Origin of the sequence: Paenibacillus sp. FSL H3-0469 (assembly GCF_038051945.1) — a bacterium.
Taxonomy (GTDB): domain Bacteria; phylum Bacillota; class Bacilli; order Paenibacillales; family Paenibacillaceae; genus Paenibacillus_AQ.
Map to the genome: position 1 here is coordinate 6,575,699 of NZ_CP150302.1, position 26,517 is coordinate 6,602,215.

General features: G+C 45.1%; 14 protein-coding genes and 1 riboswitch. Of the genes, 13 read left to right on the forward strand and 1 reads right to left on the reverse strand.

Features of this window, described 5'->3' with window-relative positions; all coding sequences use genetic code 11:
• The first annotated feature begins 20 nt into the window (after positions 1 to 20).
• From NSS83_RS28690 to NSS83_RS28735, 10 genes are all read left to right on the forward strand, one after another.
• Entirely contained in the window at positions 21 to 440 is a 420-nt protein-coding gene (locus NSS83_RS28690; RefSeq protein WP_036696710.1) for a DUF350 domain-containing protein, read from the forward strand.
• 130 nt (positions 441 to 570) lie between these two features.
• Positions 571 to 1,116: a hypothetical protein gene (locus tag NSS83_RS28695; protein WP_341187750.1), complete on the forward strand. Its 546-nt coding sequence runs from the start codon at positions 571 to 573 to the stop codon at positions 1,114 to 1,116.
• An 81-nt stretch (positions 1,117 to 1,197) separates the two neighbouring features.
• Positions 1,198 to 2,415 carry an MFS transporter gene (locus tag NSS83_RS28700; protein ID WP_341187751.1) on the forward strand — a complete coding sequence of 406 codons (1,218 nt, stop codon included), beginning with the start codon at positions 1,198 to 1,200 and terminating at the stop codon, positions 2,413 to 2,415.
• 85 nt (positions 2,416 to 2,500) lie between these two features.
• Positions 2,501 to 2,602, forward strand: a riboswitch (cyclic di-GMP riboswitch).
• Positions 2,583 to 6,779 carry a PA14 domain-containing protein gene (locus tag NSS83_RS28705; RefSeq protein ID WP_341346977.1) on the forward strand — a complete coding sequence of 1,399 codons (4,197 nt, stop codon included), beginning with the start codon at positions 2,583 to 2,585 and terminating at the stop codon, positions 6,777 to 6,779. Its footprint overlaps the riboswitch before it by 20 nt.
• 25 nt (positions 6,780 to 6,804) lie before the next feature.
• The gene (locus tag NSS83_RS28710) at positions 6,805 to 10,122 is read left to right on the forward strand and encodes a fibronectin type III domain-containing protein (RefSeq protein WP_341346978.1); all 3,318 of its coding nucleotides are present in this window, start codon (positions 6,805 to 6,807) and stop codon (positions 10,120 to 10,122) included.
• Positions 10,123 to 10,138: 16 nt separating this feature from the next.
• On the forward strand, positions 10,139 to 11,080 hold the full coding sequence (locus NSS83_RS28715; protein ID WP_341346979.1) for a hypothetical protein: 942 nt from the start codon (positions 10,139 to 10,141) through the stop codon (positions 11,078 to 11,080).
• A gap of 17 nt (positions 11,081 to 11,097) precedes the next feature.
• Entirely contained in the window at positions 11,098 to 11,892 is a 795-nt protein-coding gene (locus tag NSS83_RS28720; RefSeq protein WP_341187755.1) for a hypothetical protein, read from the forward strand.
• A 26-nt stretch (positions 11,893 to 11,918) separates the two neighbouring features.
• A complete protein-coding gene (locus NSS83_RS28725) occupies positions 11,919 to 21,674 on the forward strand; it encodes an RHS repeat-associated core domain-containing protein (RefSeq protein ID WP_341346980.1) in 9,756 nt (3,251 codons plus the stop codon).
• A 15-nt stretch (positions 21,675 to 21,689) separates the two neighbouring features.
• Positions 21,690 to 21,950, forward strand: a complete 261-nt coding sequence (locus NSS83_RS28730; RefSeq protein ID WP_341346981.1) for a hypothetical protein — start codon at positions 21,690 to 21,692, stop codon at positions 21,948 to 21,950.
• 744 nt (positions 21,951 to 22,694) lie between these two features.
• Positions 22,695 to 23,021 carry a hypothetical protein gene (locus tag NSS83_RS28735; protein WP_341148988.1) on the forward strand — a complete coding sequence of 109 codons (327 nt, stop codon included), beginning with the start codon at positions 22,695 to 22,697 and terminating at the stop codon, positions 23,019 to 23,021.
• A 200-nt stretch (positions 23,022 to 23,221) separates the two neighbouring features.
• Here the strand turns inward: NSS83_RS28735 and NSS83_RS28740 are convergent, their stop codons facing one another.
• Positions 23,222 to 23,890, reverse strand: coding sequence for a Crp/Fnr family transcriptional regulator (locus NSS83_RS28740; RefSeq protein WP_341346982.1), 669 nt, complete (start codon positions 23,888 to 23,890; stop codon positions 23,222 to 23,224).
• A 100-nt stretch (positions 23,891 to 23,990) separates the two neighbouring features.
• Here NSS83_RS28740 and NSS83_RS28745 point away from each other — a divergent pair, with 100 nt between their 5' ends.
• From NSS83_RS28745 to NSS83_RS28755, 3 genes are all read left to right on the forward strand, one after another.
• Positions 23,991 to 24,668 carry a lactate utilization protein gene (locus NSS83_RS28745; RefSeq protein WP_341187760.1) on the forward strand — a complete coding sequence of 226 codons (678 nt, stop codon included), beginning with the start codon at positions 23,991 to 23,993 and terminating at the stop codon, positions 24,666 to 24,668.
• 166 nt (positions 24,669 to 24,834) lie between these two features.
• Entirely contained in the window at positions 24,835 to 25,461 is a 627-nt protein-coding gene (locus tag NSS83_RS28750; RefSeq protein ID WP_341187761.1) for a DUF4291 domain-containing protein, read from the forward strand.
• A gap of 290 nt (positions 25,462 to 25,751) precedes the next feature.
• Positions 25,752 to 26,471: a response regulator gene (locus NSS83_RS28755; RefSeq protein WP_341187762.1), complete on the forward strand. Its 720-nt coding sequence runs from the start codon at positions 25,752 to 25,754 to the stop codon at positions 26,469 to 26,471.
• Positions 26,472 to 26,517 lie beyond the last annotated feature (46 nt).

Below are 26,517 nucleotides of genomic sequence, written 5' to 3' on the forward strand. Positions count from 1 at the left end.
CGGCAGAAAGAGGGAAAAGAGTGCAGGATAATATTGATCTTTTGCTGGAACATCCGCTGGGGGCGCTGCTAGGCTACTTCACTGTCGCCATATTGGGGCTGGTCGTCTTTCTGTCCTTCTTCGAAATGGTGACGAAATACAACTGCTGGGAAGAAATCCGCAAGGGGAATGTGGCCGTAGCTATGGCAACCGGAGGCAAAATCTTCGGAATCTGCAACATCTTACGCTTCAGCATTGAAGCAGGGGCATCGATCTATGAGACGATGAAATGGTCGGTTGTAGGCTTTTTGCTGCTGCTGCTGGCTTACTTCCTGTTCGAGTTTTTTACTCCGGTCTTTTCAATTGATGAAGAGATTGCTGCGGATAACCGGGCGGTAGGATTGACAGCCATGCTGCTCTCAATATCCTTGTCCTATGTTATCGGCGCGGCCATATTCTGAATTAGGGGGCAGGGAGATGAAGCTGCTGATTCGGATTCTGTTTTTTTCAGCCCTGGCTTTTGTAGCGGCCGGCATTATATATTTAACGGTGAATTGAACCGAATGTGAGTAAGCGAAGGAGATTATACAGATGGAGACAACAGTTTGCCCATGGTGCCATACCGAGATTGTATGGGATGAGGAGTTTGGACCCGAGGATACCTGTCCTCATTGCAACAACGAGCTTAGCGGTTACCGCACAGTGACAATAGGTGCAGAGGATCTGGAGGATGAAGAGCCGGATACGGCGGAAGCTTCCGGAGAAGAAGAGATCAGCGACGATAATCTGTGGGATGACGACGACAAGGATAGCGTGGTGCCTGTATGGGGGACGCTGACCCAGTTCGGTGACGATTATGACCTGAAGCGTTATGAGGACAAGGTCTCGGCAATTCTGGCTGCCCAGCTGGAAGCGCCGGAATGTCCGCAATGCCATGAGCTGATGCTTCACTCCGGTACGCAGCAGGTGAACGGGTTCACCCCGGCAACGCCGGAAGCGCTGGGCGGCGCAGCCGTGCTGAAGCCTCCCTTCGCGCTGAATCTGTACGTATGCCCTTCCTGCTTCCATGTCCAGCACAGTCTGGCGCAGGAAGACCGTATCCAGCTTGTCCGCAATCTCAGCACCGCAGCCGAATAAATATCGGATTCATGCTTTCCCTGCCGTCTGGACATGTTAGTTATAGATGAAGTGTCTTAGGACGAGCAGGGAGGGTTAAGCATGAGAGGTTCAGAACGGGGACAGGCGGCGCTGCTGCTGGCTGTAGGCGGGCTATACCTTCTGGCTACAGTGCTTGCAGGGACGTTCCTCAACGTATATCTGTGGAAAAGCCGGCAGAACTTCGCCATGATCGGCTGGTTCACCGTGGCCCAGCAGCTTGCCGTGGGTCTCAGCTTTTGGCTGGGCGGCAAGTGGGTGAAAGAACATAACAAAATGAATGCCCTGCGGCTGGGAATTGCCGTATCGGGCTTTTTTTATTTGCTGGTGCTGTGGCTTCGCGAAGAAGCAGTGCATTATATTTGGCCGCTGGGTGGGGTCCTCGGGCTATCCATCGGGCTGTATTGGCTGGCATTTAACATTGTTTTCTTCGAGATTACGGACGCTGCGAACCGCGATTTCTATAACGGGTGGATGGGTCTGCTGGGTTCCCTGACGGGAATAGCCGGCCCCTGGGTGTCCGGCTGGATGATCTCCCGCTGGCAAGGCGGACAAGGCTACCGTATGGTATTCATATTGTCTTTATGTATCTATGGGGTGGCTGCTGTGCTAAGTTTCTGGCTGCGCAAACGGCCGCGCGGCGAAGCCTATCTCTGGCTGGAGCCCTGGCGCGAGCTTACCCGCAGGCGCAGTCCTTGGCGGCCAGTTGCGGCGGCGCTAGTGTTCCAGGGTATCCGGGAAGGCGTATTCTCCTTCCTGATCGGTCTGCTCGTCTACATTGCTGCACAGGAGGAGAGCAAGCTGGGACAGTTCGCCCTGCTGACCTCCGCCGTCTCCCTGATCAGCTATTATGCGGCCGGCAGATGGTTCAAGCCCCGTGCCCGGCTCGGCGGTATGCTGGCAGGCAGTCTGCTGCTCATCGCCTTCCTTCTTCCGCTGCTGTGGAAGGTGAATTTTACCACCCTCCTGATCATGGGAATCGGGACCTCACTCTGCCTGCCGCTCTACATGCTGCCGATGCTGTCCACCAGCTTCGACCTTATGGGAGTGTCCGAGGAGAGCGCCGGCAAACGCGTGGAATTGGTAGTGCTAAGAGAGCTTAGCCTGATGAGCGGCCGCCTCCTTGGTCTGCTGATCTTCATCGCCGTGCTGTCACTGGACCAATCTCCGCAGACCATTACGCTGCTTATGCTGCTGCTAGGTGCGGCGCCGCTGGGGAGCTGGGTGGTGGTGCGGAAGATGCTGGGTTTAAATGTTCACAGAAATAACAATATTATATGATTCAAATATAGGGTATTATTGCCAAGGTAAGTACAGATTGTATTTGAAGTGAATTCAAAATGATTTCGCATGAATTTAACCATTAGAACTAAAAAGGCAAACCTGTACGAAAGTCAGGGACGCAAAGCCACGGGCCTTACCACAGGGCGGGAGATACCCATCTGTGAATGGTAGCCGGGCCGCTCTTTCCGGTGGTTTTTTTGCGCCCTTTTTTAATTGAAGTGTTAAATGAGCGGAGGTCTTTTATGACAAATAGGAAAAGCTTTATATGTAAGGTACTGTGTTTTATCATTTTGGCTCAAATTCTTGCACCTTTTGTAGAATTCTCAGGGATGAAAATTTCCGCACAGGACAGTATTCTCAGGATCCGGTTTCAGCCCGAAGAAGCCCCTGTACAGGACGGAGAGCTTGCAGATTCTGGAGCCGTTTTTAGCGTCAAAAACCAATACTCCTACGGCTGGAACATGGATCATACCGATGCAACAGTCTCAAGAGATACATACGATGACTCCGGCATAAGTAGCCTTACACGAATCCATCCGGATGGAAAATGGGAAATTGCACTAGACAATGGTACTTATGAAGTCTCGGTAACCGTAGGTGACTCTGTATATAGCAGCAACAACTCCCTTTCTGTTGAGAATATCAAAGTGATGGACGGACTCACTCTTGAAGCAGGGCAGCATAGAACAGTCAAGAAGAAGGTTGCTGTCGAAGATGGAAGACTCACGTTAAGTCAAATCAATGCTGCTGGAATGGAGACGGCTCTCAATAGCATAGAACTTTCATTGGTTAATACATACACTCCCGCCTTGATACCGCCTCAAATAAGTATGCCCTTTGAACCCAATAAGGTTGTTGGTGACAAAGTTCTTCTATCGGGAAGCATGACCAACATACACAACGCTCCGCCTTTTATTAGGGTGAACGGCCTGCAGGTAGAAATCTCCCGCCATATCCGCGAACAAATAGAATCTATTGAACAACAAATACAGCAGGTTAGCCAACATGCAGTGGCAATAGGAAATTCGGATATTGAAGCTATTCAAAGCTCTATCCGCTCCAGCGGCAAGAAGCCTGCAATTATTGCAGTCGGACAATTGAATTTAGAATCAAGCGTGACGTTCGGAAGCGCAGAACAGCCTGTCATTGTAATCGTCGACGGCATGAATACGAACCGGAAGCTGAATGTAACGGTGTACGGGTCGCTAATCCTCCGTGGAGGATTAAATGCCAATACGGAGTTGGATGTTAATGTTATCAACCCTGTACCAGATGAGAATCTAGGTAATCTATGGGTACAGGGGACGGTGCATTTAAATAATAATTCCAATGTACAAGTAGATAATGAATTGTTTGCAGGTTCTTTGGTCTATAACAATGGTTCGCTCGATCTATCCGCGGAACGGATAGTAGTACAAGGCAATATGAATATCAATACTATGGTAACTATGAATGTAGACGAAGAAATGTCTATTGGAGAAGTGGTTTCCAATAATTCAAGGGCAGAACTAAATGTAGCGCAGGGAGATCTGTTTGTCCGGGACAACGTCAGTGTGAATAATCATCTTAATATCACCACAGGCGGATTATTTGCAGTAGGCGGAAATGTCATCTCGAACCAAAGACCTATAATACATACGGGGAATGAGCAAGCTGGACGTACATTGTTGAAGTATGTTCTGTCGGGCCTTAAGGCCGAGTATTACAGCGGCAATGATTTTACGGGCAAGAAGGCCGTGAAGGTGGATGAATCTATTTCTTTGGCTGGCCCACCTGTTCTGGGTGTGCCGGGGATAGCAGACCAGCATTTCTCAGTAAGATGGACAGGGCAAATTCAACCTAACTATACAGATCAATATACCTTCTCCGCCAGAACGTCAGGTGGAGTCAGACTCTGGGTGAATGATCAGCTCCTGGTGGATGCCTGGACAACGAAGCAGCATGTGGAGCAAGGCACCATCCAGCTTGAAGCGGGGAAAAAATATGACCTGAAGATGGAATACGCTAATGATATGGGGAATCCTCAGGCCAGCTTATCGTGGGAGAGCGAGCAACAGACCCGTGAAGTGATTCCCTCTGTATCTTTAAGACCTTTTTCTATACCAGCAATAAATGCTAGTGCAACAGACTCAGCCATTACATTGAACTGGCCTGCTTTGTTTAATGCAGATGGATATGAAGTGGAATTCGATAAGGAGGTTACTGTCCTCGGCAGTGAACCTGATTTTTCCAAGGGGGAGCTTAGTCCGGGAACTGAACATCTCTATCGTATCCGGGCAATCAGTGGCGACATCAAAGGGGAGTGGTCAATCACTTCATCTTATTGGACCTTGCCAGCTGCACCACTGAATATTCAAATGAATGCAACAAGCCATACCATTACTCTCGAATGGGAGCCGGTCATCGGTGCCTCCAGTTATGAAATCGAGGTTAATAACAGTACGAAGAATATAGGAGCCGTGCTAACTTACCAGGAGACTGATCTGAATCCGAACATGCCCAAAGTATTCCGAATCCGGGCGGTGAACAGCAGCGGAGCAGGGGCATGGAGTGAAGTGGTTACGAAGACTACTCTGGTTGGAGTACCTTCTAAGCTGCAGGGAACGGCAGACGAGCAGTCAATTCATTTGCACTGGGATGCTGTATCAGGAGCCGCCTCCTATGATTTGGAGGTAGACGGAACCGTAAATAATAACATCCTGGATAATTCATATATACATGGAAGTCTCCAATCTAACAGTAAGCACAGTTATCGTGTACGAGCTAAGAACGATGATGGAATCAGTGAATGGAGCAATACCATCACCGTGCATACTCTGCCCGGAGTTCCGCAGAATCTTACAGCACAAGTGGAAGGAAGCTCTGTGCATGTGGCATGGGACCCAGTTACCGGAGCAACGGGGTATGACATCGAGGTAGATGGAGACGTTCTGGATAATGAATTGAAGCTAGAATTCACACATTCACAGCTAGCATTGAATTCAGAGCATACCTACAGAGTGCGGGCGAAGAATGATGAGAGAGTCGGAAGCTGGACCCAAACGATGGTTTACTCCACTCATGCCGGCGTTCCTGCTAATATTCAGACTTCAGCGAAGAGCAACGAAATTACAATAACTTGGGACATAGTTGCAGGTGCGCTAAGTTACGATATTGAACTGGATGGGGCAACCATTCTTAATGTTACGGATAACCTCTACATCCATAAGAAGCTGGCACCCTTCTCCACCCACAAATATAGGGTAAGAGCTATAAATGCGGCGGGAGCTGCCGAGTGGAGCGGATACGTATCTGCAACCACTACCTTCGGCAAACCCTCTAATCTGAAGGCCTTAGCCAAGAATACAAGTATTGAATTTACGTGGGATAAGGTAGAGAGTGCGACCGGCTATGATCTCCTGGTAGATGGTGAAGTTCTGAATAACGAAGAATCGCTATCCTATAAGCATACTGGATTAGAACCCTATTCCTGGCATAATTATCGGGTCAGAGCGAAGCAGGGAAGCTTCCTTGGAGAATGGAGCGAACCGCTGACGATTTCAACCGTACTCGGGATTCCGGGAAACGTAAAGACTGAGACCAAGAGCAATCAAATCCGATTATCCTGGGATTCCGTTAAGGGAGCCACCGGCTATGAAATTGAAGCGGACGGTACAATTATAGACAATGGTAGCAAGGTAACTTTTACACACACCGGATTGCTGCCAAACACTAAGCACAATTACCGGATACGGGCCAAGAACACTCAGGTCGTAAGTGATTGGAGTGAATGGACTACGATTGTAACTGGGGTTACAGCACCAGAGGTGCCTAAGAATTTTAGAGGCGAAGTTACTGTGAATTCGGTCAAGCTTGCCTGGGATTCCGTGAATGGTGCATCCGGCTATGATTTGGAAGTAGATGGACAAGTGATTTCGAATTCCAATCAGTTGGAATACACACACAGCGGACTTGAGCCCAATACAATGCACGCTTATCGTGTCCGGGCTAAGAATGCAGGAGCCACCAGCGACTGGTCAGAGCTTTTGAAGAAAACAACGACTCCTGCAGTAACGATCAAGCCGGAAAAGGATACTCAGCTTAATTTTGTAATGATCATCCCTTATAAAAGTGACAAATCCGAGCGCAGAGTTACAGTCACCTATAATGCCAATGATCTTGAAGTCATGGATTTGCGCGCAGAGACCCCGGACATAGAGCTTGAGATTGGCAGTATAGCAGGAACACCAGTGAATGTAATCCAGTTTGAACCGGGGAAAATTGTCTTCAGCGTACAAATGAGCAATAAGGCTGCGATGAACACGATTATTTTCAATGCGAAGACGAATCAATTTACTAAAGTAACCTATACCATAGAGTAGATTTAATAGCGGTAGGAGAGGAACTATGAAGGATATGCTGAAAAGATGGATATCTATTTTATGTGTTTTTTTAATGGTTACGTTGATTCTATTTCCAGGGGGATCACAGGTTAAAGCAGCAGGGGAGTCTAATATTATTAGCTTTGCAGATCTCCACTTCGATGGTTTCATAAAAACGGCTGAATATGTTCCGGACATGGGTAATATTGCGGAAATTACGTTGGATATGCCAGGAATTACGCTCAAGAATATTCGCTTTGATCTATCAACAAGACAAATGATCTACGATATCGCCTTGGACCATGCAGCCGTTATGACTTCAGGCTCAAGAACCCTTTGGGACAATGGATATCAACGTACAAGATACTTGGACATAGCTGTTTATGCGAGTAATTCGAGCAATGGTTCAAGTGCAGAGTACTATACACATACAAGTGTAGAAAATTTGGATTGGAATTTCACTACCAGCAACACATTTATATCCAATGCAAGTGATTTTGTTGTGCAGCATGGGGGAGAACTGACTGGTGGAATTCCAACAAAGATCAGTATTGGGGTATATGCAGGGGATAGTAACCATAGGCCATATGAGCCTTCTAATGGCTGGAGAAACTCACTATCTGAATATCTCCCAGCGCAAAATTTAATCTCCAATGCAGCCCCTACAATTACCATACCAACACCCAACGGACAGCAGCTTGGCCCAAGCTCCCTGTTCATTCCTGTAATAGGGGTATCAGATTCGAATGGTGATGCGCTAGAGCTGAAATATTATATAGATTCAGAGGCAGCTGCAAGGGAAAGTAAGACGATAACCAATACAGCTACAACTCAAAATGTATCCTTTAATCCATTGAACATAGCAGCTTTACCGGAAGGCAGCCATACCATCCGCTTTACAGCCAATGACGGAAAAGTCACCACTCAGAATTCTGTAACCATCTTTGTAGATAAATCCCCTCCGGTGATTGGAAATATCAATATTATTTCTTCAGACTCACAGGTTCAGATATCGGGAACAGCCGCAGATTCCATATCAGGATTGGATAACGTTCCATATCATTACACAGTCGGAAGTCAGTCGAGCGGATGGACTACACAGCCAAGCTTTACTGCAACAGGATTAACCTCCAATACCGCATTTTATACCAAGATTGAAGCCAGAGATAAAGTGGGGAATATCGCTGTTCATGAGCAGAATGTCTATACGAGAGCGCAGGTTCCATCACTATCTGTTCAGCAAAATGGTGAAACCTCGCTAATGATGCAGCTTCATGATCAGAATGCAGCTTCAACCCAATATTTGATTCAATCGGGTACTGCATATGTTACTCCTTCCGGCACTCTCAGTTCTTCGCCTGTATGGTTTACCCCGTCTAATAAGACAGTAGTGATTAACGGTTTAACAGCAAATACTTCTTACTCCTTCCAGGTAAAAGCAAGAAATAACGAAGGGGTAGAGACAGGGTTCGGAGGGCCGGCAAGCGGAACTACACTAGCCGCTGCACCGGGCGGAATTACTGCAGAAGCTTCACAGCAATGGATTAAGCTTGCATGGCCTCCATCAGCGGGTGCCTTAGGTTATGAGGTAGAGGCAGGTGGAGCGATTATCAATAATGGAACCTCTACTTCCTATACGCACAATGGATTATTATCCAATACTCAGCACACCTATAGAGTTAGAATTATCAATCCGGGAGGTACGAGTAGCTGGAGTCAGGCTTTTACTCAAATGACACTGCCTGAACCGCCGGTTTCTCCTGTCAATTTATTGACAGTCCCATCGCAGAAATTCGTTTCATTAACCTGGGATTTGGTTCCTCATGCTACGCGGTATGAAGTGGAAGCCGATGGAGTTGTGACGGATAACGGAACCCTTAACTCCTTCACGCACAAAGATCTGGAAGCTTCAACGGATCATACCTATCGTGTAAGAGCAGGTAACTTAGGAGGGGTGAGTGAATGGAGCGCGCCCGCCATACAACAGACTTGGCCTAATCCGCCAGAGACCCCTACGGAAATATCTGCAGTGCAGGATATTCATACGGTAACTGTGAAGTGGGAGGAGATGGAACGGGCCAGCGGCTACGAGATTGAGGTGGACGGGCTAATTATCGACAACAAGCAATTGACCAGCTATACACATGAAGGATTAGATGCACTTAGCGGTCATACCTATAGAATTCGCGCAGTTAATATAGGAGGCAAAAGTAAGTGGAGCTCTCCTCTGGATGTAACCACTCATCCGGAAATACCGGATGTACCCACGAACATCATGACTACAGCGGATGAAGGACAGATTACAGCATCTTGGCACAATGTTCCTCACACGGATAGCTACGATATTGAAGTGGATGGCGGTACTATAACCACTGTGAAGGAGAATCTGTTCGTGCATGACCAGCTCGCTGCAGATTCCAAACATACCTATAGAATCAGAGCCGCTAATATTAGCGGAACAAGCGAATGGTCCAAACCGATAACCATGACTACCATGCCTGCAGGAATGAATACAGATTCCTTAACAAATGTAGTAGCGGTAGTGACGAATAAGTCTATAACTCTGTCCTGGGATACGGTTGCCGCGAATGCAAGATATGAAATAGAAGTAGACGGCAAATTATTGGATAACGCTGCGGACACGATTTATAATCATACCGGACTGAAAGCGGAAGAATACCATCTCTATAAAATTAGAGTGAAGCAAGGAAATGAACTTGGAGACTGGGTGGCAGTATTAGCACTCTCTACACTTCCCAACCTGCCTGACTCCCCTTCCAAAATAGATGGATTTGCCCAAAACAACTCGATTGAATTGCGCTGGGAGAAGATGGACGGGGCGAATGGCTACCAGCTTGAAGTAGATGGAAAGACGATCGATGTCGGTAACAATATAACCTATCAGCATAACGAGCTTACTTCGGGAACCGCTCATACGTACCGGGTAAGAGCAAAAAATACATCAGGAGTGACTGCCTGGAGCCCTTCTCTACAGAAGAGTACTACCAGTCCGGATTACGTGCTTAAAGTTAAGAAGGATAAGGAAGCAAGTCTGACTCTGCTGGCTCAGAATGTGCAGGATTTCAGCGAACTGGAATTTGTAGTGACCTATAATCCGGATGAGCTTGAATTAACCGACTTATATGATTTCACTCCAGCCAGAGATCTCTCTAATGGAAAGATTGCCGGTTCTAATTTAACTGCTACATATACCCCTGGGAAAATCACTTATTCCATCGATCAGAATGTTGTACCCGGAACCTCTTGGTCTGGAGAGATTGCTACGCTCACTTTCAAATCGAAAATAACGGGTGATAGCAACGTAAAAGTTACAGTAGATTGAATGATAAGTAAGGAGAATGGTAATGATCCGCAAGCGAAAATACAGATATATATCCATAGCAATCATAGTGGCGTTGCTGGCTGAAGCAGCCATTGTGACCTTTCCAAGACTTAACCGGGATTCAGCAGTACAAGAGTCTTCCCAGCAACAAGATGAACAGACGGCGGCCGAGCTCTCTAACCTGAGCGGAGTTGCGGCAGTAAAGATTATGGAAATGAAAAAATCAGGTTCTTCATGGAATGAAATTACGGAGTCTCTGAAGCAGCAGCTTCCAGCGAACAATACGGAAGACAAGCAGGGGCGTTCAAATCTGCTTCATGAGGCTGGTCTGGGTGAGGAGTTACTTAAGGAACTTCGTCAGAAGGGCTTCCAGGATGACGAGATCATGGAAGCCAAAATGCTGGCAGAGAGAACCATGCAGCAGTTAAAAGAAGTAGTCAGCAGCGTAGCGTCTATGGTGGAGAAACCAGAAGCATCCGCAGAACCGTTCCGTTCAGATGAAGAGGGATTGCAATATACGTATGTAACGATTAATGAGCAATTTAATGAGGGAGAGGCCGTTACTCTCCTTCTTACCTTGCAGCAAGAGTTCGGTTCCATGGAGGCCGTAATGAATGAATATTTACTGTCGCTGCAGATTGGGCTGAATCTCAAGGACTATAGCACTGACCCCAAAAAGTATCAGGAAACTAAAGAACAACAAACCATCACACTCAAAGAGAGCGAGATAGTAACGCTGGACGCTCTGGAGAAGAGGATGCTGGAGCAATTACAGCAGGGGAATGAAGCACCCGATCTTGAAGTTTCAGAGAGGGACCCTGACCCCAATAATATTGTAACCGAAGAAAAGGAGTCACTGATTCCCGATATCAATCCGCCTACGGTGCAGGATGTGAGACCGGAAAATCCAGGTGAAGCAGTCAGACAAGAAATTCAGGCGATGAATCCTAATTACTAATAGAGGAGTTAAGAGGAATGAACAAACGCAAGGTCATTCAAGCTTCCGCTTTAATCATCATTCTAGTTTTGGTGTTCCAGGCAGGAGTATTTGCCTATGCTAAGGTGGCCGTTACTCCTAAAGCGGAGACTGAAGAAGGTCAGGAAACGAATGCTGGACCTGTACAGTCTGAAGTGGTTCAGAGTTCATATGATCAGTTCCTGAAAGATTTCAGTGTTCAAGAGACATACCGTAAGCAGATTGAAGAGCTGGTTGCCGGCGGATATAGCCGTGCTGCTGTCATGATCGCCTACGACTTCTTATACCACAACTTCGGGAATGTGAATGATTGGACCGCATTGCTTGAGGCCAGAAGCGCAGGCAAGACCTGGGAGACACTTTTCACCCAATATCGTGAGACTCATAAAGAGTTTATCCCCAGATCCTTCGAATCAGAAGAACTTGAGCTGCTAATGCAGGTGCAAGGAGCGACCTCTGACGATATTATGATCGCGGACAGGCTATCTTTCGTAACCGGTAAGCTGTTTGGAAATTTATTGAATGAGAAACTGAAAAATGGTAAATGGAGCAGTGTTTTCGAACGGGAAAAGGTATTGTATAGCGGAAATCCATTTCCAAGGGTTCAGATAACAGAGGAAGAAGTTCGTAAATATACTGGGGATGGTAAGCTTTCCGAGCAGCAGGTTACACATGCTTTTGTACTGGCACAGAAGCTTGGAGAGTCAGCCAAAGTTGTAGTTGCTAGAGTTGCGCAAGGTTTTTCAGATGAAATGATTATGGCCCAAACCTATACGGAAAAGTACGGAGAATAATTTAACAGGCAGACGGGGGTAGCTTTGTGAAGAAAGCATGTATCCGAATATCATTGGCTTCTTTTATCTTGATGATGTTTTTCTTACCGGCAGCAAGTGCCGAGACTTTACAGGATCAATTGAACAATCTGGTAGGTCCCAAACAAAAGTACAATACTATGCTCTCACCGGCATATTTAAGAACCAATGAAACGATTGACGAAATTAGTCCTCAGAGTGGTTCACTAACCATCACTCAGACAGATTATGTCCTGCCTGGCAAGAACGGATTAGATCTTGAATTCAAACGAATCTATAAGAATGAAACAGCGAATGTGCAAGAGATGGAAGTGAATTATGTAGACGGAGCGTGGGTAGACAGAGCCTTCTCTTACGCCAAAACCTCCTCCTTCTATGAGGATAGATATAACCTTGGTATGGGTATGCGCTTCTCCTTCCCGAATATTGAAGTGAAGGTCAATTCGGACGGCTCCAGCCATAAGTTTTTGCATACAGACAGCGGGGATGTGTATCGCCTTAAGCCTGCGAATCAGGATGGGGCTTATGTATTTTTGCCGGAGGGCCAGACTGTGAAAGATGTGGTAGTCCGTGAGACTGCCGCTTATCACAATGGACAAGCAGACGGAACCTCCAAGTATGTAATGACAGGCAAGGATGGGAAGAACACCTATTTCGCCGAAGACGGCCGGATCTTGGGTATCGTGGACCGGTATGGCAACACTATTAATTTTCAGTATGAATCATTGAATTATTATATGGATGGTCATTCCATTAACAAGAAGCTGATCTCCAAAATTACGGATTCAGTGGGGCGCGATACAACGATTGAATACAAAGAGGATTTCAATTACACAGTAGGCCCGATCAGCATTGATTCTTCTGTAAGTGCGAACAACTATTATAACGCATCGCAAAGCCCCAATAACACGGATTCCGGAGACCTAAAGGGTAAGTTCCAAGTGATTGTCCATCTTCCGGGAGATAAAAGTATTGTGTATGACAAGTCAGCGGCGCTCGTTAATGATTCCAAGCATGTTATACGGACCCGGCTGCAGAGGGTGTATGACACGGATGCGAAACCGAAATTCATGTTCTGGTATGAACAGCCTGATCTGGGCTTCACCTACTTCAATAAAGATAAATATTCTGCGTATTCCCGTTACGAGAATCTTGTACTGGTAGATGAAGTGAAGAGCAATAAGGCGAAGAGCTATGTATACAACACCTACACTAAACGGTTGAACGAAGGCAGTATGCAGTACAGAAAGATTTTTGAGAGTAATGATCTGATCAAGAAAGGGTTCGATCCTGCCAAACCCAACTTTCTGGATAAATTCGTAACCGATACCTATAACAAGAAGACCTACACCTATACCAATGAAGCTGACGGGTACGGCACGGCAGACTATAAGCAGGATGATAAGGCCTATCTTAAAGATACATACCGTTATTACACAACCATTACAGATGTTAACGGCAGCACTGTGAAATATACATACAACGGTAATCAGGAAATGATTCTCACTGAGAAGCTGGGAAAGAATCACAAGGAGACCGTTACCAGTGAGCATGATGAGCTGAAGTTGGTCAAGAAACAAGAGACGCTTATCTATCAAGTAGCTGGCGGACAGGCTACAGGTGAGCCGGTTCATAGCATTGAGAACTACCGTTATGATGAGTACGGCAATATGACCAGTCATACCGGACCCATTGCTGAACGTGACAGCAAGGGTTATCCGGTGAACAATGAACACACCGAACTATTTACCTATGATATTAATAAATATCATATTCTGACCCAGAAGACCTGGAAGCTGGATCAGAATAGGGCGGCTCAGACCAACTATGAGCTTGACAGTAAAGGCAATGTAATTAAAGAGAGCAAAGCAACGAATGATCCGGCGAATCCCTGGCTAGTCACAGAGTACGCCTATGATTCCTATGGCAATCTGATCCGTAAAACGGCACATGACCGTTCGCAGGATTTCACCACGTACTATGAATATAGTATCGATGCCAATGGTACAAATACCAAAGGGGCTTACCTGACCAAGCAATATCAGCAGGCGGATGGCAAGACTTATGCCAAAACCTACGCCTATGATATGCAGACCGGCAATATCCTTAGTGAGATCGATGCGAATGGCAACAAGACATCGTATCAATACGATGCAGTGGGCCGTGTACTCAAGAACATCAGACCGGATAATAAGGCGCTGCAGTACGAATACCTGGAGAGCCCGTATGCCAACTTCAAGATCCAGTACACGGATGCGGGGAATTACAAGTATCTGAATGAGTATGATATTCAGGGGAATTTGTTGAACCATAGCATCAATAGCCAAGGTACATGGGAGAGGTTATCCTCCCTGCAATATGATGCTTTTGGCAATCTGACTAAAGAAATGAATAGTAATGGACACAGTACTCGCTATACCTACGACAGCAATCAGCAGATTGTGGAGAAATCCTTCTATGACAATGATAAGGCGCTTAAGGCAGCTGTGAAAATTGATTATCAGATCAATTCTTCTCCCCAGTTTCCTATGCTTATGACGATTACGAATGAAGAAGGCTATGGTAAAAGGTACTACTATGACCTTGAGAGCCAATTGATCAAGCAAGAGGTTACGCCGGATCGTCAGACGTATTACGCCTCAACCTTCACTTATGACTATGTCGGCAACCTCATAACAGACACTGACGAAGGCAAACATACTACACTTTATACTTATGATGCCTTGGGAAGAAAGATTAGCGCCACTGATGCACTGGGTAACACGACAGAATATGGCTATAACGCGATGGAGCAACCGGTCTCCGAGAAAGCTCCCGGCGGGAAAATCACAGAGTGGATCTACGATGGATTGGGTAGAAACACCATTCAAAAAATATATCAGGCGGGAACTTCGGATTATTTCTATACAAATAGCCAATATGATGCGGTGAATAACAGAATTAAACTTACGCAAGGGCTATATTCAGCAGGAGCTAACAAGGACTCTTCAATAACCTCCTTTTCATATGATTCGCTTAACCAAGTGACAGATCAATATGTCAGCCTGGACGCTGCTAACCGTTCTCACACATCTAACGAGTATGATGCAAACGGGAATAAAACTAAGACTGTAGAATACGCAGATTCAACTGGCGCTAAACAGATTGTACAGAATTATCAATATGATTTTGCCGGAAACATAACGTCAGAGACAGGATCATCCAAAGAAAAAGGGGAGGACGGATCACTTGTAGAAAGAGGGGCCTATCAGACCTTAAACGAATTTGATCTCGAAGGAAACCTTCTGAAGACGAGGCGATTCAATGGTACGGGTTATGATACTGAGGAGAATACGTACAATTATAGAAATCTTAAGGTATCTACCTCCAAGCCTTTTAATGACAAGGGGCCTAGAATCAGCCGTTATCAATACGACAAGTCCGGCAATCTGATTGCTGAGACGTCAGTAATTGATGGAACAGAGCGGACAACCTCTTATACTTACGATGGATTAGGTTTCGCAATAGGGACAACTGATCCTTTGGGGAATTCAAGCCGTTATCAGTATGATACGATGGGCAATTTGCTGAAAACTGTGGATTCAAGATATTCTGCTCTTGCTATGGAACAGGCTCCTGGCATTGAGAATATATATGATGCAGAGAACCGGTTAATAAAGACTATTGCCTTTGACGGAACCAATCGTGAGGTCATTGCTTACAAGGAATATGATGGTAGGGACAACCTTATCAAGGATGTCGATGGAGAAGGGTATAATGCTACTCATCCAGAGCAGTCTATAGGTCTGTTATATCAATACAATGTTGTTGATAAGCCTGTTGAAATTATTTCAGCCCAGGCTGCTTATGAAAACAAACAGCAGGGCATCGGGAAAATCGGCAAACAGCTTATCTATGATGGTTCTGGTAACGTATTGAGCGAGACGGATGAGCTTGGTCATACTACTTCATATCTCTATGATCTTGGAGGCCGTTTGAAGCAAACAACCTATGCTGACGGCTCACGTACAACGGTTGACTATGATCTTACAGGTAAATGGGTCACTATTAACACGGATAAGTCAGGCCAACAGACCAAAAGCTACAATACTATTTTTGGCTCTCCTTACCTAATAGAATATCCAGACGGTACCTCTGAGTCTTTCCGTTATTCATCGCAAGGCGAATTGCTGGAAAGCACAGACCAGAATGGGAAGTCTATTTACTACGGTTACGATTTAGCGGGTAATCAAATATCCAAAAAAGAATATATTCGTGCGGATCAAACCAATACGTATTACCGGTTTACCCTAATGAAGTATGATGAAGCTGCTAAATTGCTCTCGACAGAAACCTTTCAACTCATTGTCTCTAATAAAAATGGAGCCGTAACTCAGACCAGCATGGGGGATCTTACTCAGCAGATCTATGATAAGGGCGGAAGAGTTATTCAGGTTACAGGACCGTTTGGCAGAGAGAGTAAACAGGATTACGACCGTGCCGGGAATGTGATTACGACTTATCAAAAGAGTAGCGATAATAACTACGATATTACACGGAACAGCTATGACTCCAGATCACGCCTTACCAAAAGTGCTTTACTGGTTAAGACTGCAGATATCAGTGCAGGTTTTTTACCGGGTGCTGTTTTTGACAATGAATATGTGGACCGTCTGGAGGCAGCAACAACCTATACCTATTCTAAGAATGATCAATTGTTAAGCCAGAGCGATGCTAAGGGGAACACAACTTCATTCGAATATAATTATAATAAGCAGCTGCTGAAGAAGACGGATGCTATGAAAGGTTCAACACTATATCAATATGATGCTGCGGGCAATGTTCTAACCGAGACCAATTCCATTGGAATGCAAACCCGCTATGAGTATGATGCACTTGATCGTGTGCTGCGTAAAAGTCTGCCCGCTGCAGACGGCGGATTGGCTGTAACACGATACATCTATGACTTAAGTGGTAATCTGATTCGGGAAATCTCACCTAATCAATACAAGAAAGAGCTGGATAGTACCAATCAGGTCTTGAGTATGAAGGGGATGTCGTATACGTATGACAAGATGAACCGCAGACTATCCACAGTATCTCCTGAAGGGACGGTCGTGGAATACCTCGAATATGATGCTAAGGGACAGATGTCCAAAAAAGTGGATGGTCTCAGGTACTCAGGCAATATTGGCTCTTCCAAAGGTACAACCTATTTATATGATGGGCTAGGCCGGCTGATTAAAGAAACCAATGTTCTGGGCGACAGTAAACGGTATGAATATGATGTGCTTGATCATTTGCTGGCTCGAACGGATGAACGGGGCAACACGACTTCATATGAAGTCAATCCTGACGGAACACCTGCTAAAATTATTTATGCAGATGGTGGGTTTTTCAAGTATACCTTTGATAAGCAGGGCAGAAAGACTTCCGAGACCAATCCGCTTGGAGCAGTAACTACTACCAGCTACACTTCATTTGGCAAAGAAAAGGTTGTAAAAGACCCCTACGGGTATACAGTTGAAAACAAATATGATCTTAACGGAAATCTGGTGTCGGTAAAAGATCAAGCAGACAGCATAACCCTGTTCAACTATGATGCCGGAAACAGGCTCATCGAAAAGAAATCACCGCTTGCACTCGATGAGAGCAGAAATGTGATTTACGCTGTAGAGAGCTTCCATTATGATGCGGCAGGAAATATGACTAAGAAGATTGTATCGGGATCAAAAGAAGATTCTGCTAACCGGGAAACTACTTATATCTATTTCGATAACAATCTGCTTAAAGGCGTCATTGACAACAGCGGTGCCAGCTCATCCATGGAGTATGACAAGAATGGTAATCTCATCAAATCAGAAAAGTTGAGAGATTCCGATCTCAAGGATGTGGAGCAGTATGAGTATGATTCCCAGAACCGCATGGTGAAACGGATCGGGTGGCTGGATAAGGCCAATGTTGAAGGTTATTCAGCTCTGCCTAATCTAGCTAATCTAATTGATTCAACCTATCCGGATAGAATCATGCAGATTACAACTTACAGCTATGATGTGCTAGGCAACAAAATTCAAGAAGCAGATCCTAGAGCGAACGGATTTTTGTCCACTGATTCAGCTAACCGTAAGGCATACACTGTAAATTATACCTATGATGCTATGAACCGCGTGGAGAAGGTCATTCGTGCTCTAGGTTCAACAGAGATTGTAAGACAATACAACTATGACGCGGCCGGAAATAAAATTTCGGATAAAGATGAGAGGGGATACGTAACCAAGTATGCGTATGATCCAGTTAACCGGATTACTGTAGTTACTGATCCAGAAGGAAACAAGTTTACAACAGCATATGATCTGGCAGGAAATAAAATTTCAGATACCAATGCCAAGGGCTACAGTATGTCATACACCTATGACAAATTAAATAGAGTATCTCTTACCATTGACCCATATGGTACAGTGGTTGGCAAGAAGATTTATGATGCGAAGGGCAATATGGTCAAGAGCATTGATGCTAAAGGCTATGCGGCAGGAGAGACCGATGGCTCCCGGTATGGAATTATTTATCATTATGATTTAGGCAATCGTGTGACTGCTGCTATTGATCCGGTATTAGCTAGTAAAAATGGTACAAGTAAATTCACTACTGCTTATCAGTACAATATCTACGGTAACCTTATTCAAAAAACGGATGCTCTTGGTAACTCTATTCGCTATGAATATGATAATGCTGGACGCTTAACTCAGGTTACTGATGCGCTGGATGTGGAGGTCAGCTATAGCTATGACCGTATGGGCAACAAGCAGTCCATGAAAGACGGAAGAGGTAAAGTTACGCAATACCGCTATGGATCTTTTGGGGTGCTGCAATCCGTCACGGATGCTGGCAATGCAACCATCAGTTACACCTATGATCTGGCATTGAACAAACAGCGTATGATCGACCATGAGGGGAATAATACGGTATATTCTTACAATAGTCAGAATCTGTTAACTGAAATGAAAGTGGCGGAGACAGGGGACAAAATTAACTATAGCTATGACGAAGCTGGAAATCGGACTGGCATGAATGACGAGAGTGGAACGTATAGCTACACTTATAATTCCCAGAATCAGCTGCTCCAGATTAGTAAAGACAGTAAGGTTCAGATCAAATACACTTACGATGTAATTGGAAATGTAGAATCGGTAACAGACACCTTGAGCTACACCACAACTTACCAGTATGACAAGTCCAGCCGGATGGCCCGTGTTGACTATGATGGTAAAGAAACTGCCTATTCCTATGATAAGAATGGCAACCGTACGATGGTACAGTATGAAGATGGCCTCAAGGAGGTCTATACGTACGATCTGAACAATCGTCTGCTAACCTTAACAAACAAACGGAATAATGGTTCTGAGATATCCAGTTACCGTTATACCTATGATGATGCTGGCCGGCAGATTACCAAGACAGATAGTTTTGGATCAACTGCATACAGCTACGATGATGCTGGCCGTATTAAGCAGGTAGAGTCACCGGGCAAGACGACGGTCTATGCCTATGATGGGGCAGGAAACCGGCAGTCTATGCTGGAGACCTATACCTCGCTGCAGCCTAGCAGTTATATCTTCCCGGATACCAAGCAAGCACTTCAGTATAAATTGAAGAAGAGTGAATACCTGTATTCTTCAAGTAATCAGTTGATGAAGCTTGAAGAGCGGATGAGCGATACATCAGGGAAGGAGTTGCTGCTCAAAACTGTAGATTATCTTTTTGATAAGAACGGGAATGAGCTTAGCCAACGGACAGCCTATACCCAGCCTCATACAACAGCAATGCACCAGTCTACCGGGGGAGATACTTACGAGGCACAGACTAAAGAAATTAATAGTCTTATCGAAAAAGTAACTCAAGCCTATGACGGGTTCAACCGTTTAACGAAAGCTGTCAAGGTGAAGGCGGGAGACCGGACAACTGTAGATTATGTTTATAATGGAGACGGCTTACGGGTAAAGAAAACGGTAAGCAGTGCTAAAGCAGGGAAAATAGCAAAGGAAACGAATTATGTATATGACCGTCAGCATGTGATTCTGGAGATGGACGGAAGCAGCAAACTCAATGTCCGTTACATCCGGGGCATTAACTACATTGCCAGAATGAATCAGGCTAAGGCATATACCTACTATTTGTTCAATGGACACGGAGATGTTGTGCAAACTGTATCATCTGCAGGAGAAGTACAGAACCAATATGACTATGATGTCTTTGGTAATCCTACTTTAAGCATCGAGTCCTATTCGGAATCCATCCGTTATGCAGGAGAGTATTATGATGGGGAGACAGGGCTGTACTACCTTCGGGCACGTTATTACGATCCGTACATCGGGCGTTTCCTGTCAGAAGACAGCTACTGGGGGGAAGACAATAACCCGCTCAGTCTCAATCTCTACACTTATGCCAATAATGATCCGATCCAGTATATCGATCCGACTGGCCACAAAGCCACGGCAAGCTCCATTCAAAGCCAGATCAACCGAAACGACGCTGCTGCGGACCGCCAAGAGCATCTGTTTCTGGCTAAGCAGAAGGCGTCCACACCGCCTCCAAAACAAGAGCCGCCAGCACCAACGAAGCCTGCACAGAATTCGAAGAAGTCTGCTTCGTCGGCGCCAGCAAATAATAATAAAGCAACTCCACCAGCCACGGTAACAAAGCCGCCGGCAACATCAAACAGTGGCTCAACTAGTAGCTCACGTCCATCGGCATCTGGAAGTGCAGCGGCGGCTGCAATATCAAAGTTGCAGCAGAAAAATACAGTTTTGGCAGCAGATCTGAAAAAAGCAAAGAAAGAAGAACAAGTTGTCCAGGCAACTAAAGCAGTCGTGAAGAAAGATCCAGTACCTGTTAAGTCTGCTGCAAAGAGCTCGGGCAGCGGCTCTGTGTTTAATGCCGTTAAAAATGGAACGAAGAACTTAGTTGTAAATACGTTTAACCTAATGATAGGCGACGATGCTAAGCTTGCTTTCGGCAAGGACAAATCGTTCCTACAAAGAAGTGCAGGTTCTGCTAACTTGCTGCTTACTGCCGCTACTTTTGGTGGGTCTGCAATTGTTAAATCTAGCGTTAAAGGTACTATCCAGTTAACGGAAAAAGTAACAGCTAAATTTTTCACATCAGCTGTGGTAAAGGATGCAGCAGAAATAGCTGGAACTAAGGCAATCCAGAAAGCAGCGCAGCAAACTAGTGCAGCAGTAGGGAATCAGACTGTTCAGGAGATGTTGTCGAATAGCCCGAGTGGGCTGTATAGTAAACTGAGACAACAAGGTATTCCAACCACTCTGACGAATGATGAGGTTAAGGCGGCTAATTCGGTTAATCTTAGGATGCAGGCTGAGGGGACGAGTAATGCTATTAATCGGTTTGATGGTGGTCCAGTCCATATCCCCATGGATGCTGATAGGTTCAATAGGATGAAAAATGCTTTTGAAAAGCAAGGTGGTCTGATCGTAAAAGAAGATGAGGCACTTCCACTGTTGAATTATCATGGGGTTGAAGCATCAACTTTAGATGCAACTACTATAGCTTTTAGGCCCAATCCTTCTACATCTGCGGTGTTTGAAGAATTTATTCATGCAACTCAGTACAGAACTGGAAGAGCAAACGGCTCAAATATTATTCAAATGGAGATTGAGGCGAAGGAAAAGTTGATTAACTTTAGAAAAGCATATAGAATACCGAATTCTGAGACTAGAGATACAATTCAACAACTCAGAGAATACAGACAAATGTTGAAGAAATAAAAGGCGGTGAAGCGTATGTTTTCTATAAATGTTGAATTTTCAATGTATATAAAGAGTGTGAATATTGTTGTAATAACTGGAAAGTACCTTGGCGAACTTACAGGGGATTTACTGGTAGATGCAAACAATACTGAAAATGAATATGTAATTAATAATGTTGTGCATATGGGCTATAAAAATCCACAAATGAATAAAGACACTATTTCTTTAAATCTTAAACCAAACGGGTATGAAGCAGAAGAGTTAGTAGGTAAATGTTTAATAAGTCCCGATTAATTTCTTGAGAACCCTGATTGGCTTTATGCCATTCAGGGTTTTTCTTTTGGAGAGGGCTACCCTATGCTGAATGAACCTAATATTCAACCAATAAAAAGAAATTACTTATTTAAAGAGATTCTAATTTCATATCTGCTCACCGTTAGCGAAATTCCTTTTCTATTACTTTTCACAACAGCCTAAATTCATTATAAAACTCAATCAAGCCGTCCCGCTTCATCTATGCCAGCTCTCTGGATAGGGCGCTGCGGTCTGCGTCCAGATATTCGGCCATCGCTTCCCGGTCAAAGGGGAGTGTAAAAGCTTCGGTTCCAGCTTCACGCCTAACTCTTGTTAAATAAGTTAAAACCTTATCTCGAATAGTCTGCATAATCAGACAATCGTTCCGGTCATGCAGTTCTAACGCCCGTTTGGCGACACTATCGAAAAAATTGTTCGTGTGTCTTACCGAACTTTGTGCAAGGGCTCAATATGTTTTGAATAGGAATAAACAGCACCTCAAGCGGTTCTATGGCCTGTACTTTCACAGGGAATTTATGTTATTCATGAGAGGCTTCACGTTGCGTGTGCAACATCATTTTGCTTTTTACTATACTATATTAATGACTCAACTTTTTTCGCTTGGGACATTTCAAGAAATAAACTCATCAGGCATGAAAGTCCGTAGAATAGCATTTCACCACCCCTATAGCCAGAGAGAACTTGAACCATTTGTATCCTGAAATTATTAGGAGAGTGACAAGTATGAATAAGGATAAACTTTTTCAAATATTAGTAGACCCATCGGCATCAGATGCGGAAAAAGATGATGCAGTGATTGAATTAGGAGAAAACTTTCAAGATGATGAGACAGTGGAGTTTTTAATCAATGTGTCAAACGAAAGTGACTGTAATGAAATGATTGCAGGAAGTTGCGGCGAGTCAATCGGTCAAATTTGGCTTACGATACAAAGGATAAATTATGACATGTTGTCTCAGTTAAAAGGTATTGCCTTAAAAGAGGTGCTATCCTTAATTAAAGCACAGCGCCCGGAGTGGTACAGAATATATTTGGAATTGTTTCCTCAATAAATTATAGCTAAAGCACTTTGGGGGGGCCACAGCCATTTCATGGCTTATGGGACACACCCTCTATTTTTTATAAATAGAAAGTCATCCCCAATATCATCCAATCAAAGTTAAAAATGCTGAAATCCCCCATAATGACTACCCCACATAAGCGACCACATCAGCCCTGCTTTCCTTTAGTGAAATTCCTTTTCCATTGTTTTTCACAACAGCTTAAATTCATTTCTATAAAACTCAATCAAGCCGTCCCGCTTCATCCATGCCAGCTCTCTGGATAGGGCGCTGCGGTCTACGTCCAGATATTCGGCCATCGCTTCCCGGTCAAAGGGAATTGTAAAAGTCTCCGTTCCCGTTTCACGCCTAACTCTTGTTAAGAAAGTTAAAACCTTATCGCGAATAGTCGGCATAATCAGACAATCGTTCCGGTCATGCAGTTCTAACGCTCGTTCGGCGATACTATCGAAAAGATTGCCAAGTAATTGTTCGTGTGCCCTACCTAACTTTGTGCAAGGGCTCAATATGTTTTGGATAGGAATAAACAGCACTTCAAGCGGTTCTATTGCCTTTACTGACATTGGGCATCTTCGTCCACGGCTGGCTGCTGTGAGAACAGCGGTATATCCGCCCGGGTAATGGAGGGATACAATAATTTGTTTTCCTGTGGGGCTTAATTTCGTACTTTGAGCAGTACCTTGCAATATGATGCCGATGTCATCAACGAAATCGCCCTCCCGGACTACCATCTCATCTTTTGTATATTCTTTCTGTGTGGCTGACAGACAATTAAGCATTTGGGGAATATCATCTGGAGCAATCCCTGAAAATAAACGTGATTGACATAGGGAATCTAAGTTATTCATGATAAGCTTCACGTTGCATGTGCAACATCCTTTTTCTTTTTACTATACTATATTAATCATACATACACACGAAGTTAGCCACCTTGCCTAATGTCAGAACGGAGGAAGAACCATGCAAGCGAAAGAAGATTCAATCAAAGCGAGAAACCGGTTGTTAGCCACCAAGGTCATTAAAAATCTGCAAAGTAGAAAATTTGAAGCTTATTATTGTGACAACGCCATTGAAGCTGCAGAAAAGGCACTATCCTTAATTCCGGAACAGTCTTCGGTATCTTGGGGCGGGTCCGTCACGCTTGAGGAAATCGGGCTTCTTGACCGGGTACGTCATGGCAGCTATACCATCATTGATCGTGATACAGCGCAAACGATGGAGGAACGTTATGACCTCATGCGCCAATCTCTTTTGTGCGGCACTTATTTAACCAGCTTCAACGCCGTTAGTGAAGATGGGATACTGGTCAATATCGACAGTGTGGGCAACCGGGCGGCAGCGATTACTTTTGGACCGAGAAGTGTGGTTGCTGTCGTTGGGATGAATAAGGTGTGCAAGACCGCTGAAGACGCAGTGATCAGAGCCAGAACCTATGCCGCCCCCATTAACGCAAGCCGTTGTTCGAGTTCGTCCAGCCCATTCTTACATTCACCGCAAAAAACGCCCTGTCTGATCAATGGTGCATGCGCAGATTGTAAATCGGATGATTGTATCTGTTCTTACATCGTCGAAACCAGAATGTGTAAGACAGCGGGGAGAATAAAGGTTATTATTGTTGGCGAATCTTTGGGATTTTGAATTTTGAATAAGGATTAATAGCGGCTTTAGGGTAGGAGAATCTCATCTATCCCAAGCCGTTTTTTCTATTTGGTAGGAAAAGTTGTTCTAAAGTTAGACTGAATAGCAGACTCAGAATATACTGATAAGAGCAGCATTAGAAAAAAGTTCGGAGGCAACCATTCAAATGACAACTGTGCGAAAACAACTGGAGCGGACGATAGATACAGAAGACAGAATAATCATGGCCCATTACAATGAGTCAACAGTCCGGGTGTATCAGGCCTATAATCACAAAATTGCAGATGAGGTATCAGAGCTTGGGCAATTCGGGCCTTCTTTTAAAATTGATCGAATGACTTGGATCAAGCCTTCTTTCTTATGGATGATGTACCGGTCGGGTTGGGCGACCAAAACGGATCAGGAGCGGATATTGGCGATTGATATCACCAGAGAGGGCTTCAATTATATTTTGTCACAGGTAGTCCTGTCCTCATATGACCCTGACTTGTATGCTTCCCAAGAGGAGTGGCAGACGAAGTTACAAGCTTCCCAAGTGAGATGTCAATGGGACCCGGATAGAGATATCCATGGGAACAAATTGCCGCGAAGAGCCATTCAGTTAGGTCTCAGGGGCGATATGGTGCATAAATACATCCACGAATGGATAGTAGAAATCAATGATATTACTGAGCTTGTAATCGATACCAGAGAGGCTATACAATCCGGGAAGTTCAGCACGGATCTGCTGCCGAAGGAGACCCCGTACTATGTGGAGGATGCTATTCAAAGAACTTTAGGGATACTTAAGTAAAATTCTTATAGTTTTCATTTTAGGGGCTAGAAAAGTGAAAGTTATTAATGTTTAGGCAAGTTTAGAAATTTAAGTTAAGGGGAAGTGGCGGAGGGGAATTTTGGAACTGGAGGAGCGGTAGCGACCGCCTTTGTCACCGGATTTCTACCTCTAAGAGCGTATAAAATCAAGAAATCTGGGGACAACAGCGGCCGGAAGTCCAAAACTTCTCTGGAGTCACGGCCAAACCCTAACCTAAAATCATTAGTTCAATCAATATACTGTAATTGCACAAAAGACAAGGAGAACCCATGAACATTAGAGTGTTGATCGTAGAGGATGACCCGATGGTGGCGAAGTTTAACCGGCATTATCTGGAGCAGGTTGCGGGCTTTGAGTATGCGGGCTGGGCGGCGACAGGGGATGAGGCAATGACGATGCTGGAGAAGGAGCAGGTCGATCTGGTGCTGCTGGATATATATATGCCGCGTGTCAGCGGGCTGCAGCTGCTCTCTGCTCTGCGGGAGCAGGGGAGCAAGGTGGACATCATCGTGATCTCCGCCGCCAGCGACAATGCCAGCATCCGCAAGGCGCTGCAGAACGGGGCTGTGGATTATTTGATCAAGCCGTTCGAGTTTGCCCGGTTTCAGGCGGCCTTGTCGGCGTATCGTGAAGATTATAAGCTGATGCACAAGGAGCATCTCAGCCAGGAGCAGCTGGATAAGCTGCTGCGGCATTCGCTCGGGACGGAAGAGGAGAAGAACGCTGCCCTGCCGCTGCCTAAAGGACTTGCCGAAGGCACACTGGAGAGCATCTGGAGCACGATTAACCGGCTGGAGAGCCCGGTATTCTCCACGGAGGATATCAGCAGCCATGCGCCCATCTCGCGGATCTCAGTCCGCAAATATCTGGCTTTTCTGACGGAGGCAGGTATTCTGGAGATGGAGCTTAGCTATGGTGCGGTAGGCAGGCCGGTGTATATGTATAAGGTGAGGCCTGAAGGGCATGAACTTATCCGTAAATATCTATGAGCGTTCTCTAAATAAAACGGAGTCACGGTTGTCCCAAGGCTGTCCC